This is a genomic window from Streptomyces sp. NPDC060027 (assembly GCF_042737005.1).
Classification (GTDB): Bacteria; Actinomycetota; Actinomycetes; order Streptomycetales; family Streptomycetaceae; genus Streptomyces.
On sequence record NZ_JBHWVI010000219.1, the window covers coordinates 1 to 14,860 of the forward strand.

Genomic DNA, 14,860 nt, shown 5'->3' on the forward strand with positions numbered 1-14,860 from the left:
CACCGGTACAGGGTGGTGAAACCGGCCCTTCGGCCCTTCGGTACGTCAGTCGCGCGCGGGCTCCACCGCGTCCACGGCCTGCGCGGTGGTGCGCTCGTAGCGGCCGTCGAGCTTGGCCACGAGTCCGGTGACCTGCCGGGCGATGTCCGGCGCGGTCAGGCCGATCTCAGCCATGACCTCGGCACGGGAGGCGTGGTCGAGGAAGCGCGGCGGGATGCCGAAGTCGCGCAGCGGGACGTCGACGCCCGCGTCGCGCAGGGCCTGCGCGACCGCCGATCCGACACCGCCGACCCGGGAGTTGTCCTCGACGGTGACGACCACGCGGTGCTGCTCGGCGAGCGGGGCCATGGCCTCGTCGACCGGCTTGACCCAGCGCGGGTCGACGACGGTGGTGGTGATGCCCTGCCGGTCGAGGAGAGCGGCGATCTCCAGACACATCGGGGCGAGCGCGCCGACGGAGACCAGCAGCACGTCGGGCGCGTCGGTGCCGGGCTCCCGCAGGACGTCCATGCCGCCGATCCGGCCCACGGCGGGGACGGCCGGGCCGACCGCGCCCTTGGAGAAGCGCACCACGGTGGGCGCGTCCTTCACGTCGACGGCCTCGCGCAGCTGGGCACGGACCTGGTCGGCGTCGCGCGGCGCCGCGAGCCTGAGACCCGGCACGACCTGGAGGATGGACATGTCCCACATGCCGTTGTGCGAGGCGCCGTCGGTGCCGGTGACGCCCGCGCGGTCCAGGACGAAGGTGACACCGCACTTGTGCAGGGCCACGTCCATCAGGACCTGGTCGAAGGCGCGGTTCAGGAAGGTCGCGTAGACGGCGAAGACGGGGTGCAGTCCGCCGGTGGCGAGGCCGGCCGCGGAGACGGCGGCGTGCTGCTCGGCGATTCCGACGTCGTACACCCGTTTGGGGAAGGCCTTGGCGAACCGGTCGAGGCCGACCGGCTGGAGCATCGCGGCGGTGATCGCGACGATGTCCTCGCGCTCCTTGCCGAGCTCGACCATCTCCTCGCCGAAGACGGAGGTCCAGTCGGCGCCGGAGGAGGCGATCGGCAGGCCCGTGTCCGGGTGGATCTTGCCGACGGCGTGGAAGCGGTCCGCCTCGTCCTGGAGGGCCGGCTGGTAGCCGCGGCCCTTCTCGGTGAGGCAGTGCACGATGACCGGGCCGCCGAAGCGCTTCGCGCGGGCGAGCGCCGACTCCAGGGCCTCGATGTCGTGGCCGTCGATCGGGCCGACGTACTTCAGGCCGAGGTCCTCGAACATGCCCTGCGGGGCGATGAAGTCCTTCAGGCCCTTCTTCGCGCCGTGCAGGGTCTCGTAGAGCGGCTTGCCGACGACCGGGGTGCGCTCCAGGAGGTCCTTGCCGCGGGCCAGGAAGCGCTCGTAGCCGTCCGTGGTGCGCAGGGTCGCCAGATGGTTCGCGAGGCCGCCGATGGTCGGCGCGTACGAACGCTCGTTGTCGTTGACGACGATGATCAGCGGGCGGTCCTTGGCGTCGGCGATGTTGTTCAGCGCCTCCCAGGCCATGCCGCCGGTGAGCGCGCCGTCGCCGATGACGGCGACCACGTGGTCGTTCCTGCCGAGGACCTCGTTCGCCTTCGCCAGTCCGTCGGCCCAGCCGAGCACCGTGGAGGCGTGCGAGTTCTCGATGACGTCGTGCTCGGACTCGGCCTGCGCGGGGTAGCCGGACAGGCCGCCCTTCATCTTCAGCCGGGAGAAGTCCTGGCGGCCGGTGAGCAGCTTGTGGACGTAGGACTGGTGGCCCGTGTCCCAGAGCACTCTGTCCTTCGGTGACTCGAAGACGCGGTGCAGGGCGATGGTCAGCTCCACGACACCGAGGTTGGGGCCGAGATGGCCGCCGGTCTTGGAGACCGCGTCGACGAGGAAGGTCCGGATCTCCTCGGCCAGCTGGTCGAGCTGCTCCAGGGTCAGCCGGTCCAGATCGCGCGGTCCCGTGATGCGGGTCAGCAGCGCCACCCGTGCCTCCTTGCAGTGATCGAGCTGTTGCCGGGTTCGTCGAGTCTAATGTTCCGCCTTTGCGGGCGCGGGCCGGGCCCGGCGATGTACGCCACACGATCGGCTCAACCGGAGGGAACACGCGTTCCCGTCCGGACATGACTGTGCCCGGCGCCGCCATTGGCGCCGGGCACAGTGCCTGTGAGGGTGGGGACCCTACGCGCGACCCGCGGACTTCTGGGTCTTGCGGGTGACGGCGTCGATGACGACCGTGGCGAGAAGCACACCACCGGTGATCATGTACTGGACCGGCGAGGCGATGCCCTGCAGGGCCAGGCCGTACTGGATCGAGACGATCACCAGAACACCGAGGAGGGCGTTCCAGGTGCGGCCACGGCCACCGAAGAGGCTGGTGCCACCGATGACGGCCGCCGCGATGGCGTTCATCAGGAGGTCACCGGCGCCCGCGCCCTGGTTGGCGGAGGCGATCTTCGAGGCGATGAACAGACCGCCGATGGCGGCGAAGGTGCCGGAGATCGAGAAGACCGAGATGCGGATCAGCTCGACGTTGATACCGGCACGACGGGAGGCCTCGACGCTGCCACCGAGCGCGAAGATCTTCCGGCCGAACGCGGTGCGGCGCAGCACGAAGTCCGTGATCAGCAGGACCGCGAGGAAGATGACCACGGCGAGCGGGAGGCCCTTGTACTGGTTGTACATGATCCCCACCGCGAAGGTGAGGATGCCCAGCAGCACCGTGCGCGCGATGGTCTCGCTCAGCGGGCGGGACGGCACACCGGCCGCCTCGCGGCGCTTGTTGCCGAGGTACGAGCTGACGAAGAACCCGGCGGTCACGACGATCGCGAGCACGTAGGCGGCGGCCACATCGGTGAAGTAGTAGCTGGTCAGCTTGGCGACGACGCCCTCGCTGTCCAGGTTGATGGTGCCGTTGCTGCCGAGGATCTGGAGCATCAAGCCGTTCCAGAACAGCAGACCCGCCAGGGTGACGGCGAAGGCCGGCACACCGATGCGCGCGAAGACGAAGCCCTGGACCGCGCCGGCGACCGTGCCGGTGAGGATGGCCAGGACGAACGCCAGCCACTCGTTCATGCCGTGGGTGACGCTGAGCACGGCGAACGTGGCGCCGGCCAGACCGGAGAGCGAACCGACCGACAGGTCGATCTCACCGAGCAGCAGCACGAAGACGATGCCGACCGCGATCATGCCCGTGCCGACCATGGCGACGGAGATGTCGGAGAGGTTGCCCGCGGTGAGGAAGTTCTCGTTCAGGCTCGCGAAGATCGCCCAGATGACGATCAGGCCGATGACGACCGGGATGGAACCCAGGTCGCCGGACTTCAGCTTGCGCTTGAACTCGCTGACGTAACCGGCGAAGCCCTGCTCGCGGACGAGCAGGCGCGGGTCGACGGCGGTGACCGCGTGAGCGGCCGCCTCGGGGTTCTCCACGACGTGGTCCCCGGTCTCAGAAGTCTTGTCGATGCTCACTTCTGAGCCTCCCCGCTGCGCGCCGCACGACGGGTCACGGCGTTCTCCGTGGCACCCGTAATGGCGGAAATGATCTCTTCCTGGGAGGTCGACTTGACCTCGAAGATGCCGTTGTTGCGTCCGAGACGCAGCACGGCGACCTTGTCGGCCACGGCCTTCACGTCAGCCATGTTGTGGCTGATGAGGATCACGGCGTGACCCCGCTCGCGCAGACGCTCGACCAGGTCGAGGACCTGGGCGGTCTGCTCGACACCGAGGGCCGCGGTGGGCTCGTCGAGGATGACGAGCTTGGGCTCACCGAGCATCGAACGGGCGATCGCCACGGTCTGGCGCTGACCGCCGGAGAGCGAGGCGATCGGGATGCGGACGCTGGGGATGCGGATCGACAGCGTGTCCAGCAGCTCGCGGGAGCGGCGCTCCATCTCGACCTCGTCCAGGACACCGCGCTTCTTCAGTTCGCGGCCCAGGTAGAGGTTTCCGACGACATCGATGTTGTCGCAGAGCGCGAGGTCCTGGTAGACCGTCGCGATGCCCAGGTTCTGGGCGTCGTGCGGGCGGTTGATCTGGACGGACTTGCCGTCCCACTCGATGACGCCCTCATCGATGGGGTGCACGCCGGCAATCGTCTTGACCAGCGTGGACTTTCCGGCTCCGTTGTCGCCCACCAGGGCGACCACTTCACCGGCGTGGACCTCAAGCTCTACATCGGTGAGCGCCTGGACGGCACCGAATCGCTTGGAGACCCCGCGCAACGCCAGAACAGGCGTAGCGGACACGTTAACCATCTCCTTCGCCGCCTGACCCGGCGGGAGGTTGTGCAGAAGTTTGCGGTGGGGTGTTCCGTCCGGCGCCCCGCTTAGCTTGCGGGGCTGTTGGATGCGGGGCGCCGGAGGAGCTTTGGATCACACGAGCCACGTACGGGAATTCAGTATCGAATTCCCGTACGCGTTTGGCTACTCGCGGTTGTTTACTGCAGGCCGGCCTTCTTGCAGGCCGCGGCGTACGCCGGGGTGCAGATGTCCTCGACCTTGTACAGGCCGTCCTTGACGACCGTGTCCTTGATGTTGTCCTTCGTCAGCGAGGTGACGGGGACCAGCAGGGACGGGATCTGCTTGTCGGTCGGGCTGTCGACCTTGTCCTTGGCGACGGTGTCGAGCGACTTGCCCTGGGCGAGCGCGACGGCCAGCTCGGCGGCGGCGTCGGCCTCCGGGGCGTACGGCTTGTAGACGCTCATGAACTGCTCACCCGCGAGGATGCGCTGCACACCCGCGAGCTCCGCGTCCTGGCCCGTGACGGGGACCTTGAGGCCGGCGGCCTTCAGCGCGGTGATGATACCGCCGGCCATGCCGTCGTTCGCGGAGTAGACACCGATGATGTTCTTCTTGCCGAGAGCCGAGATCGCCGCCTCCATGTTGGCGTTGGCGTTCTCCGGCTTCCACTCCTTGGTGTCGTACTCCTTGCCGACGTTCACCTTGCCGTCGAGCACCTCGTGGGCGCCGGCCTTGAACTGAGCGGCGTTCGGGTCGGTGACCGAACCGTTCATCATGACGATCTTGCCGTCCTTGGCCTTGGAGCCAAGGGCGGTGAGGAGCGCCTCACCCTGCGTCTTGCCGACAGTCTTGTTGTCGAACGAGGTGTAGGCCGAGATCGGGCCCTGCGCGAGGCGGTCGTAGGCCACGACCGGGATGCCGGCGTCCTTGGCCTTCTGGACCGAGCTCTTGATGGCGGCCGCGTCCACAGCGTCAACGATCAGCACGTCCACCTTGTTGGTGATCATCGTGTCGACCTGCTGGTTCTGCGTGCTCGCGTCCTGCTTGGCGTTGGCGTAGACGACCTCGCCCTTGCCGTTCGTGAGCTCCTTGACCTTCTTCTCGATCAGCGGCTTGTCGAACTTCTCGTAGCGAGCCGTCTGGTTCTCCGGAAGGAGCAGACCGACCTTGATCGCGTCGCCCTTCTTGGAGGCGCTGGCGGAGCTGTCGCTGTCGCCACCGGACTCCTTGGCGCTGCCACAAGCGGCGAGAGAAACGGCCATTGCACCAGCGGCAACGGCAACGGCGGCACGACGCATCTGCGTGTTCACTTTGAAACCTCCCTGACGAGGCCGCGTCGTTGCGGCCGAGGTGGTTTGGAGTCAACTCGGCCACCCGTGCGACGTCAAGAAGTAAATACTTAACGAGATGGCAACGGTGCCATGCGTTCTCTAAGTGAAGACAGGGGTAGCGGCCGAGAGTGAACCGTCCAAAAGGGTCGAATCACCCATCTCGCTGAGCGCGAGAGCAAGCGCTCCGAGCACCTCCGCACGGCCCCCAAGTGCCCCTGGCAACACCGAGAGTTGGCGGGCGGCGCTGGGGATCGCATAGCGGCCGACAGACTCCCTGATGGGCCCGAGAACAAGCTCCCCGGCCTCGGCGAGATCGCCACCGAGGACCACCCTGCTCGGGTTCAGCAAATTGCAGAGATTGGCGACTCCACTGCCGATATGTCGGCCGACGTCGGCGATCACCCGACGACAACCCGGATCTCCGTCCCTCGCCAGCCTGACCACGCCCTCCATGGTCAGATCGGTACCGTGACTGGACTGGAGGAGCGGCAGCACATAGCGTGCCGCCGCGAAGGTCTCCAGGCAGCCGCGGTTGCCGCAACGGCAGACGGGGCCGGATTCATCAAGTGTAATATGCCCGATTTCTCCCGCTGTGCCACCCGGGCCGCGGTAGATCTTGCCCTCTATCACCAGGCCCGCGCCGACTCCGCTGGCGACCTTGATGTACGCCAGGTCCCGCACCCCGCGCCCACTGCCCCAGACCATCTCGCCGAGCGCGCCGAGATTCGCGTCGTTGTCCACGTAGACAGGCACGCCGAGCCGCCCCCGCAGCTCCTCGGCGGGCCTGGCGCCGGTCCAGCCCGGCAGGATCGAGGTGGACCCCAGGGTCCCCGATTCCACGTCGATGGGCCCCGGCACGCCGAGGCCCACACCCGCGATCTTGGAACGATCCACACCGGTTGCTGCGATCAGGCGACCGACCAGTTCCTCGGCCCGGTCGAAGCCCTGGGCGGCGGAGGCGTCCACGTCCAGCGGCTCGGACTCCTCCGCCAGCACCTGATGGGCCAGATTTCCGACCGCGACGCGCAAATGCGTGTGCCCGAAGTCGACACCGATCACGATGCCGGCGTCCCCGCTCAAGGACACGCTGCGCGCCCTGCGGCCGCCGGCCGAAGTGGGTGTGACCTCGACCGTCCCGCCGTCCTTGAGTTCACGGACGATATTGGAAACGGTCGCGGCCGACAGGCCCGTCGTTCTCGCGATCTCCGCCTGCGTGAGCGAACCGGCAAGGCGCACCGCTCGCACGACGCGCTCCAGATTGGCTCGGTGCAGCGAAGACTGCGACCCCGGAGTCTCCATCGACTCATCCACTCCTGCCCTCAGCCGGGCGGCCCCGATGCCGCCCATGTGATCTGGGTCACGTCAACGGGACCCCGGTCACTTACAAGTTGTGAACTCCAAGCTCCGCTGAACGGGTTACCGCCGTCAAGTCCTTGACGAAAATCGGGTCCACCCATTCATGTTCGATTTTCGCCATGCCCCGGACACACGTACGCCACCCCCGGGGACGGAGGTGGCGTAGGCGAGGGAAGGAGCGGAGCGCTACTTGAGGGTCGCCGAGGTGAGACCCGCCTGGACCTGGCGCTGGAAGGACAGGTAGACGATCAGCATGGGGATCATCGCGATCGTCACGCCGGCGAACAGGACGGGAAGATCGGTGGCGTACCCCTGCTGCTGTTGGAGCTGGATGAGGCCCTGGGTCAGAACGTAGCGTTCCGGATCCGAACTGTTCTGCGGCTGCATCAGCACCGAGGGCAGGATGTACTGGTTCCACTGGCCCAGCACGTTGAAGATGCCGACGCTGAGCAGTCCGGGCTTGGCCATCGGCAGCATGACCTGGAAGAACGCCCGGGTGTGCGAGGCACCGTCGAGCACCGCCGCCTCGAAGACCGCCGTGGGCAGCGTCCGGAAGAACGCGTGCATGAAGAACACGGTGAACGGCAACGAGTAGGCGACGTACACCAGGATCAGGCCTTGGTACGTGTTCAGCATGTCGAGGCGCTTGACCATGAAGAACAGCGGCACCAGGGCGAGGAAGACGGGGAACATGGCCCCGCCGACGAAGAAGTAGTAGATGACCCGGTTGCCCGGGAACTCGTAGCGGGCCAGTACGTACGCCGCCATCGAGCCGAGGAGCATGGTCAGCGGGACGGAGAACACCAGCACGATCAGCGTGTTGGCGAAGTAGTCGCCGATGCCCTTGCTCCAGGCCCGGCTGAACACGTCGAGCTGCCAGTTCGAGGGCCAGCCGAGGGCCGAACCGCCGATCTGCGCGTCGGTCTTGAAGGAGCTCAGGACCAGCCACAGCAGCGGCAGGATGATCAGGACGGCCCACAGGGCCAGGAACCCGTGCGAGAAGACGTTGAGGGCCATGCCCTCGGTGCGCTTGTCGCCCGGCCGCGGCGGAGCCTTCCTGACGGTTCGCTGCGGGGGTACTCCGGCGCCGTCGACCTTCGCCGGCTCCGTGATGGGTGCGCTCATAGTCGTGTCTCCCGCTCAGAACTCGATGCGCTCGCGGCGGGTGGCGCGCAGCGTGACCACGGACAGGATCAGGGTGAGAAGGAGCATGACGACGCCCATGGCACAGGCGTAGCCGCTCTTTCCGAAGTAGAGGAAGTTGCGCATCATGACGTTCGCCATGACCTCGCTGTGGTGGTCGGGCCCGCCGCCGTAGCCGGTGCCCTGGGTCGTGGTCGAGACGAGCACGAACATGTCCATCGCGATGATGCCGAGATAGACCCAGGCGGTCTGCACCGTGTCCCACAGCAGGGGCAGGGTGACCCGGAAGAACGTGTGGGTGCGGCTCGCGCCGTCCAGCAGCGCGGCCTCGTAGATGTCCCGCGGGATGGACTGCATGGCGGCGGAGAACAGCACCAGATAGAAGCCGACGCCGTGCCAGACGACGACCGCCATCAGGCACCAGAGCACCAGGTTGGGCTCGTTCATCCACTCGACGGGACTGCTCGCGTCGACCAGGCCCAGCTTGATCAGCAGGCCGTTGAGCAGGCCGCCGCTGTCGCTGCGGTAGAGGGCTCCGAAGAGCACCGCGACGATCGCGAGCGACAGCACCTGCGGGAAGAAGTACACGATCTTGTAGAAGCGCGAGCCGGTGACGCCCTGTACGCCACCGGCGCCTCCCCGCCCGCCCGCGTTCACCATGAAGGCGAAGAAGAGGGCGAGCAGGATGGTGATCACCGGGATGAACACCAGGAACAGGATGTTGTGCCAGATCGCTTGGAGGAATACGTCGTCCTGGAACAACGCCTTGTAATTGTCCAGGCCGACGAAACCGAACGTCTGCGACTGGCCCCTCCAGTCGGTGAAGGAGTAGCCGATGGTCTGTATGTAAGGCCAGATCACGAAGATCAGATACAGCGCCAAAGGTGCGAGGAGAAACCCCGCGACGAACCGGTACTGCCCTTTTCGCATGGCATCCTGCCCCTGGTGTTCCGGGTGTGCGTGACCCTGGTGTTCCGGGTTTACGTGATCAGTCGCGGTGGTTCTTCTTGGACTCCGGGTCCTTCGCCGCCTTGTCGACCGCGGCCTGGGCCCGCTTCAGCCATTCCTTCGGCTGAATACGCTTGGACATCAGCTCGTTGGACGCGGTCTCGATGGCCGTGCCCATCTCGCTGTACCAGTTGGGGTACAGGTAGTTGAAGGTATTGTCGCCCGCCGCCTTCGACGCGTCGACGGTGGACTGCGTACCGGGACGCAGCTCGACGCCGTCGGACACACCGTCCTTGAGGATGGTGAGCGAGTTGGCCTTCTGCGCGAAGAGCGTCGACCACTCCTTGGAGAGCATGGAGCGCATGAACTCCTTGGCCTCGGGCAGGTTCGCGGCCTTCGCCGGGATGATGAACGGCTCGCCGGAGCCGGCCCGGATCGCCTCGAACGGCAGCTTGCTGTCGGGCAGGAGGGGCATCGGCATGAACTTCATGTCGAAGTCGGCCGGGGTCTGCTTGAGCTGCTCGTTCTCCAGCCAGGAGCCACAGGTGATGAAGGCGGCCTTGTACTGGTTCCACCGGGTCTGCGACTCGGTGTGGGTGAGGCCGTTGGTGCCGGGCAGCAAGTAGCCCTTCTCCACGATCTCGTAGATCGCCTCGACGGCCGCCTGGGCGGCGTCGGACCCGACGAACGCCTTGGGGTCGAGGTTGTCGATCGCCTTCATGGCGTCCAGACCGCCCTTCTTGGCGATCAGGTCCATGATGGCGACGTTGATGTAGTACGGGTACTTGCCCTGGTGGGCGAGGCCGCCGATGCCCTGCGACTTGGCGTCCTTACAGATGGCGAGGAAGTCGTCCCAGGTCTTCGGGACCTCCCAGCCCTTCTCCTTGAAGAGCTTGCCGGAGTACCACAGGCCCCACACCGTGTAGATGTAGTTGAGGGCCACGACCTTGCCGCCCTGCAGGCCCGGGTCGAGCGTGCCCGGGATCAGGGTGTCGCGGACCTTCTTGCTCGGGTCGTCGATGGACGGCGCGTCCAGGACGGCGGCCAGGTCGAGGAGTTGGCCGCTCTTGTAGAGCACGTCCAGCTTGATCTGCTGGGCGCCCGAGTCGTCGACGATGTCCGGCGGGTTGCCGCCGTTGAAGCGCGGCTGGAGCTTGCCGGTGATCTCCTGCGTGCCGGTGTGGGCGCTCTTGCTGCCCCACTTCTTGTCGAAGGAGGCTTCCCACGCCTTGGCGTACTCGTCGCCGTAGCCGCCCTTGAAGACGACGACGTCGAGCTTGCCGCCGCCCTTCTTCACGCCGAAGGGGTTGTCCTTGCTGGTCTTGCCGGTGCCCTTGTCGCCCGACTTGCCCTCGTCGCCCCCGCCGCTCGCACACGCGGACAGGAAGCTCATCGTCGGGACGGTGATCAGACCGAGTGCGGCCGACCTCTTGATGAGGTCACGGCGGCCGACACCCTCGGGGCTGCTGTTCTCGGCGGAAGTGGATCCCATGCTCAAGTCCTCGCCTTCTCCAGGACTCAGGCGGTGAACCGGATCCTCCCCGGCACCGCGGTTAGGTCAAGCTGGGGTCGTGCGTGGGGGATTCAGTGGGACGAATCGGCGGTAGGTGTATCGACCACGGTCCGCCGGCCCTCGAAATTCCCCCCTGGGTCCTGCCTGTCCAGAGCCAGTCGATCGACTGACCGGACGCGACAGGTATAGTCCACTTCCCGCCAAGGGAGCAAGATCGAATGCAGGTTTGCCCGTCGGTCTTTTCCGAGTTGAGACCTCCCGGAAATATGGGGCAGCTCCGGACCACCCCGGCGAAGATCCTTAGAGGGCCAACCTCCCGCAATGAACGCAATGCACGGTTCGTCACACGGTATTCACCCCGGATGCCACACCCAACACCCTTGACAGCACTGACAACTTGGCGCCCAAATGGTCCTTGCGCATCGAATTTGACAACGTTGTCCAGGTGCAGGGAGGGTGCTCGCGCATGCAGCACAGAGCTCGGTACAGACGGAGTTCCACGAGTCGGACCGGATGGCTTTCCCCGACGGCCCTGGGGGTGGCAGCGCTTTCCCTGGTGGTGGCATCGCAGGGCGCGGCGGTCGCCCTGCCCGCCCAAGCGGCGGTCGCCGACCGGGGTTTCAGCTCCTCGTTCGAATCGGGCGATCCGGCTCCGGACTGGCTCAACACGGTGGATACGGCTCCTGACGGGACGAAAAGGTCCTCGGGGGTCGACGGCGGCTACAGCACCGGCATCCCCGGCAATGTGACCGACCATGTCACCGACGTCCGGGCCAGCGGCGAGAACACGGGCGCGGGTGAGGTCAAGGAGAACCTCGTCGACGGCGAGTCGAGCAGCAAGTGGCTGACCTTCGAGCCCACCGGCTGGGCGGAGTTCGACCTGGACGCGCCGGTCAAGGTGGTCACGTACGCGCTCACATCCGCAAACGACCACGCCGAGCGCGACCCCGCGGGCTGGACCCTCCAGGGCTCCACCGACGGCAAGGACTGGAAGACCCTCGACACCCGCTCCGGCGAGTCCTTCGGCGAGCGGTTCCAGACGAAGTCGTACGACATCGACGGCCCCGTCGAGTACCAGCATTTCCGACTTGAAGTCACCAAGAACAACGGCGGCGACATCCTGCAGCTCGCCGATGTCCAGTTCTCGACGGGCCGGAGCGACGACCCGACGCCCAAGGACATGCTCTCGCTCGTGGACCGGGGGCCGAGCGGCTCGCCGACCGCGAAGGCGGGCGCGGGCTTCACGGGCAAGCGGGCTCTGCGCTACGCCGGCACCCACAAGGGCGACGGCCGGGCGTACTCGTACAACAAGCTCTTCGACGTGAACGTCGCCGTCGGGCGCGGCACCGAGCTGTCGTACCGGATCTTCCCCTCGATGGCGGACGGCGACCGGGACTACGACGCGACGAACGTGTCCGTGGACCTGGTCTTCACCGACGGCAGTTCGCTCAGCGGCCTGAACGCCACGGACCAGCACGGATTCGCGCTGACACCGCAGGGTCAGGGCGCCTCCAAGGTGCTGTACGTCAACCAGTGGAACAACGTGTCCTCGCGGATCGGGTCCGTCGCGGCCGGGAAGACCGTCGACCGGATCGTCGTCGCCTACGACTCGCCGAAGGGCCCCGCGAAGTTCCGCGGCTGGCTGGACGACGTCTCGCTGCGGACCGCCGCCCCGCAGAAGCCCAAGGCGCATCTGTCCGACTACGCGCTGACCACCCGGGGCACCAACTCCAGCGGCGGCTTCTCGCGCGGCAACAACTTCCCGGCGACCGCCGTCCCGCACGGCTTCAACTTCTGGACGCCGGTGACCAACGCGGGCTCGCTGAGCTGGCTGTACGACTACGCCCGCGCCAACAACGCGGACAACCTGCCCACCATCGAGGCGTTCAGCGCGAGCCACGAGCCGAGCCCCTGGATGGGTGACCGGCAGACCTTCCAGGTGATGCCGTCGGCGGCCTCCGGCACCCCGGAGACCGGCCGGGCCGCCCGCGAGCTGGCCTTCCGGCACGAGAACGAGACCGCGCGCCCGTACTACTACGGGGTGACCTTCGAGAACGGTCTCAAGGCGGAGATGGCGCCGACCGATCACGCCGCCGCCCTGCGCTTCACCTACCCCGGTGACGACGCGAACGTGATCTTCGACAACGTCACCGAGCAGGCGGGGCTCACGCTCGACACCTCGGCGGGCGTGGTGACCGGCTACTCGGACGTGAAGTCCGGCCTGTCGACCGGCGCCACCCGGCTCTTCGTCTACGGGGTCTTCGACGCCCCCGTGACCGAGGGCGGCTCCAGCGGCGTCAAGGGCTATCTGAAGTTCAAGTCCGGCTCCGACCACTCCGTCACCCTGCGCCTGGCCACCTCGCTCATCAGCCTCGACCAGGCCAAGGACAACCTGCGCCAGGAGATCCCGGACGGCACGTCGTTCGGGGCGGTCAAGGCCGGGGCCCAGCGGCAGTGGGACCGGCTGCTCGGCAAGGTCGAGGTGCAGGGCGCGACACCGGCCCAGCTCACGACGCTGTACTCCAGCATGTACCGGCTGTACCTGTACCCCAACTCCGGCTTCGAGAAGGTGGGCTCGAAGAACCAGTACGCCTCGCCGTTCGTCCCGATGCCGGGCCCGGACACCCCGACCCACACCGGCGCGAAGATCGTCGACGGCAAGGTGTACGTCAACAACGGCTTCTGGGACACCTACCGGACGACCTGGCCGGCCTACTCCTTCCTGACGCCCGGTCAGGCGGGTGAGATGGTCGACGGGTTCGTGCAGCAGTACAAGGACGGCGGCTGGACCTCGCGCTGGTCCTCGCCCGGGTACGCGGACCTGATGACCGGCACCTCGTCGGACGTGGCGTTCGCGGACGCGTACGTCAAGGGCGTCGGCTTCGACGCGGAGTCGGCGTACGACGCGGCGCTGAAGAACGCGACGGTCGTCCCGCCGACCTCCGGCGTCGGCCGCAAGGGCATGGCCACCTCCCCCTTCCTGGGCTACACGAGCACCGCCACCGGCGAGGGCCTGTCGTGGGCCATGGAGGGCTACGTCAACGACTACGGCATCGCCGAGATGGGCCGGGCGCTCTACAAGAAGACGGGCAAAAAGCACTACAAGGAGGAATCGGACTACTTCCTCAACCGCGCCCAGGACTACGTGAACCTCTTCGACTCCAAGGCCGGCTTCTTCCAGGGCCGGGACGCGAAGGGCGACTGGCGGGTCGACTCCGCCAAGTACGACCCGCGCGTGTGGGGCTACGACTACACGGAGACCAACGGCTGGGGCTACGCGTTCACCGCGCCGCAGGACTCGCGCGGGCTGGCGAACCTGTACGGCGGCCGGAGCGGGCTCGCGGAGAAGCTCGACAGGTACTTCGCCACGCCCGAGACCGCCTCGCCGGACTTCGTGGGCTCGTACGGCGGGGTCATCCACGAGATGACGGAGGCCCGGGACGTACGGATGGGCATGTACGGGCACTCCAACCAGGTGGCCCACCACGTGAACTACATGTACGACGCGGCCGGACAGCCCTGGAAGACCCAGAAGAACGTCCGCGAGGTCCTCTCCCGGCTCTACACCGGCAGCGAGATCGGGCAGGGCTACCACGGTGACGAGGACAACGGCGAGCAGTCGGCCTGGTACCTCTTCTCGTCGCTAGGCTTCTACCCGCTGGTGATGGGAAGCGGCGAATACGCCATCGGTTCCCCGCTGTTCACCAAGGCGACGGTCCACCTGGAGAACGGCCGGGACCTGGTGATCAAGGCCCCGCGGAACAGCGCGAGGAACGTGTACGTGCAGGGCGTGCGGTTCAACGGCAAGCAGTGGAAGTCGACTTCGCTGCCGCACTCGCTGATCTCCCGCGGCGGGGTGCTGGAGTTCGACATGGGCGCCGAGCCGTCCTCGTGGGGCACCGGGAAGAACGCGGCGCCGGTGTCGGTCACCGAGGACGACAAGGTGCCGTCGCCGCGCTCGGACACCCTGAAGGGAGACGGCGCGCTGTTCGACAACACCTCGGCGACGGACACCGCGGTCACCTCGGTGGACCTGCCGGTCGGCGCCGCCACCGAGGGAGTCCAGTACACGCTGACGTCCTCGGACCGCGCGAAGGCCCCGGCCGGCTGGACCCTCCAGGGCTCCTCGGACGGAACGACGTGGAAGGACCTCGACAAGCGCTCCGGTGAATCCTTCCGCTGGGACAGGCAGACCCGGGCGTTCACGGTCGCGGACCCCGGCTCGTACGCCCACTACCGCCTCGTGCTCGACGGCGAGTCGACCCTCGCGGAGGTGGAACTGCTCGCCTGACGCACGGACGAAGGGAGAGGGGCGGGCCCGGAGGAGACTCCGGGCC

The 14,860-nt window shown here is 67.1% G+C and carries 9 protein-coding genes; 1 reads left to right on the forward strand and 8 read right to left on the reverse strand.

Features of this window, described 5'->3' with window-relative positions; translation table 11 throughout:
• Positions 1-45: 45 nt before the first annotated feature.
• The 8 genes from dxs to ngcE form a co-directional block, all read right to left on the reverse strand.
• Positions 46-1,977 (reverse strand): 1-deoxy-D-xylulose-5-phosphate synthase, encoded by a 1,932-nt coding sequence (gene dxs / locus ACFWBT_RS35230; protein ID WP_385707031.1) that lies wholly within the window; start codon positions 1,975-1,977, stop codon positions 46-48.
• Between the two features lie 195 nt (positions 1,978-2,172).
• Positions 2,173-3,462 carry a sugar ABC transporter permease gene (locus ACFWBT_RS35235; protein ID WP_385707032.1) on the reverse strand — a complete coding sequence of 430 codons (1,290 nt, stop codon included), beginning with the start codon at positions 3,460-3,462 and terminating at the stop codon, positions 2,173-2,175.
• The gene (locus ACFWBT_RS35240) at positions 3,459-4,247 is read right to left on the reverse strand and encodes an ATP-binding cassette domain-containing protein (RefSeq protein ID WP_385707033.1); all 789 of its coding nucleotides are present in this window, start codon (positions 4,245-4,247) and stop codon (positions 3,459-3,461) included. Before ACFWBT_RS35240 ends, ACFWBT_RS35235 begins: the two co-directional genes overlap by 4 nt.
• Positions 4,248-4,429: 182 nt before the next feature.
• Positions 4,430-5,530: a substrate-binding domain-containing protein gene (locus ACFWBT_RS35245; RefSeq protein ID WP_385707038.1), complete on the reverse strand. Its 1,101-nt coding sequence runs from the start codon at positions 5,528-5,530 to the stop codon at positions 4,430-4,432.
• Positions 5,531-5,662: 132 nt separating this feature from the next.
• Entirely contained in the window at positions 5,663-6,862 is a 1,200-nt protein-coding gene (locus ACFWBT_RS35250; protein ID WP_385707039.1) for an ROK family transcriptional regulator, read from the reverse strand.
• 243 nt (positions 6,863-7,105) lie between these two features.
• Positions 7,106-8,044 carry a carbohydrate ABC transporter permease gene (locus ACFWBT_RS35255; RefSeq protein WP_385707034.1) on the reverse strand — a complete coding sequence of 313 codons (939 nt, stop codon included), beginning with the start codon at positions 8,042-8,044 and terminating at the stop codon, positions 7,106-7,108.
• A 15-nt stretch (positions 8,045-8,059) separates the two neighbouring features.
• On the reverse strand, positions 8,060-8,992 hold the full coding sequence (locus tag ACFWBT_RS35260) for a carbohydrate ABC transporter permease (RefSeq protein ID WP_385707035.1): 933 nt from the start codon (positions 8,990-8,992) through the stop codon (positions 8,060-8,062).
• 58 nt (positions 8,993-9,050) lie between these two features.
• Positions 9,051-10,502, reverse strand: coding sequence for an N-acetylglucosamine/diacetylchitobiose ABC transporter substrate-binding protein (ngcE, locus tag ACFWBT_RS35265; protein WP_385707036.1), 1,452 nt, complete (start codon positions 10,500-10,502; stop codon positions 9,051-9,053).
• 487 nt (positions 10,503-10,989) lie between these two features.
• On the opposite strand from ngcE, the gene ACFWBT_RS35270 reads away from it, so the two are divergent.
• Entirely contained in the window at positions 10,990-14,814 is a 3,825-nt protein-coding gene (locus tag ACFWBT_RS35270) for a GH92 family glycosyl hydrolase (protein ID WP_385707037.1), read from the forward strand.
• Positions 14,815-14,860: the final 46 nt, after the last annotated feature.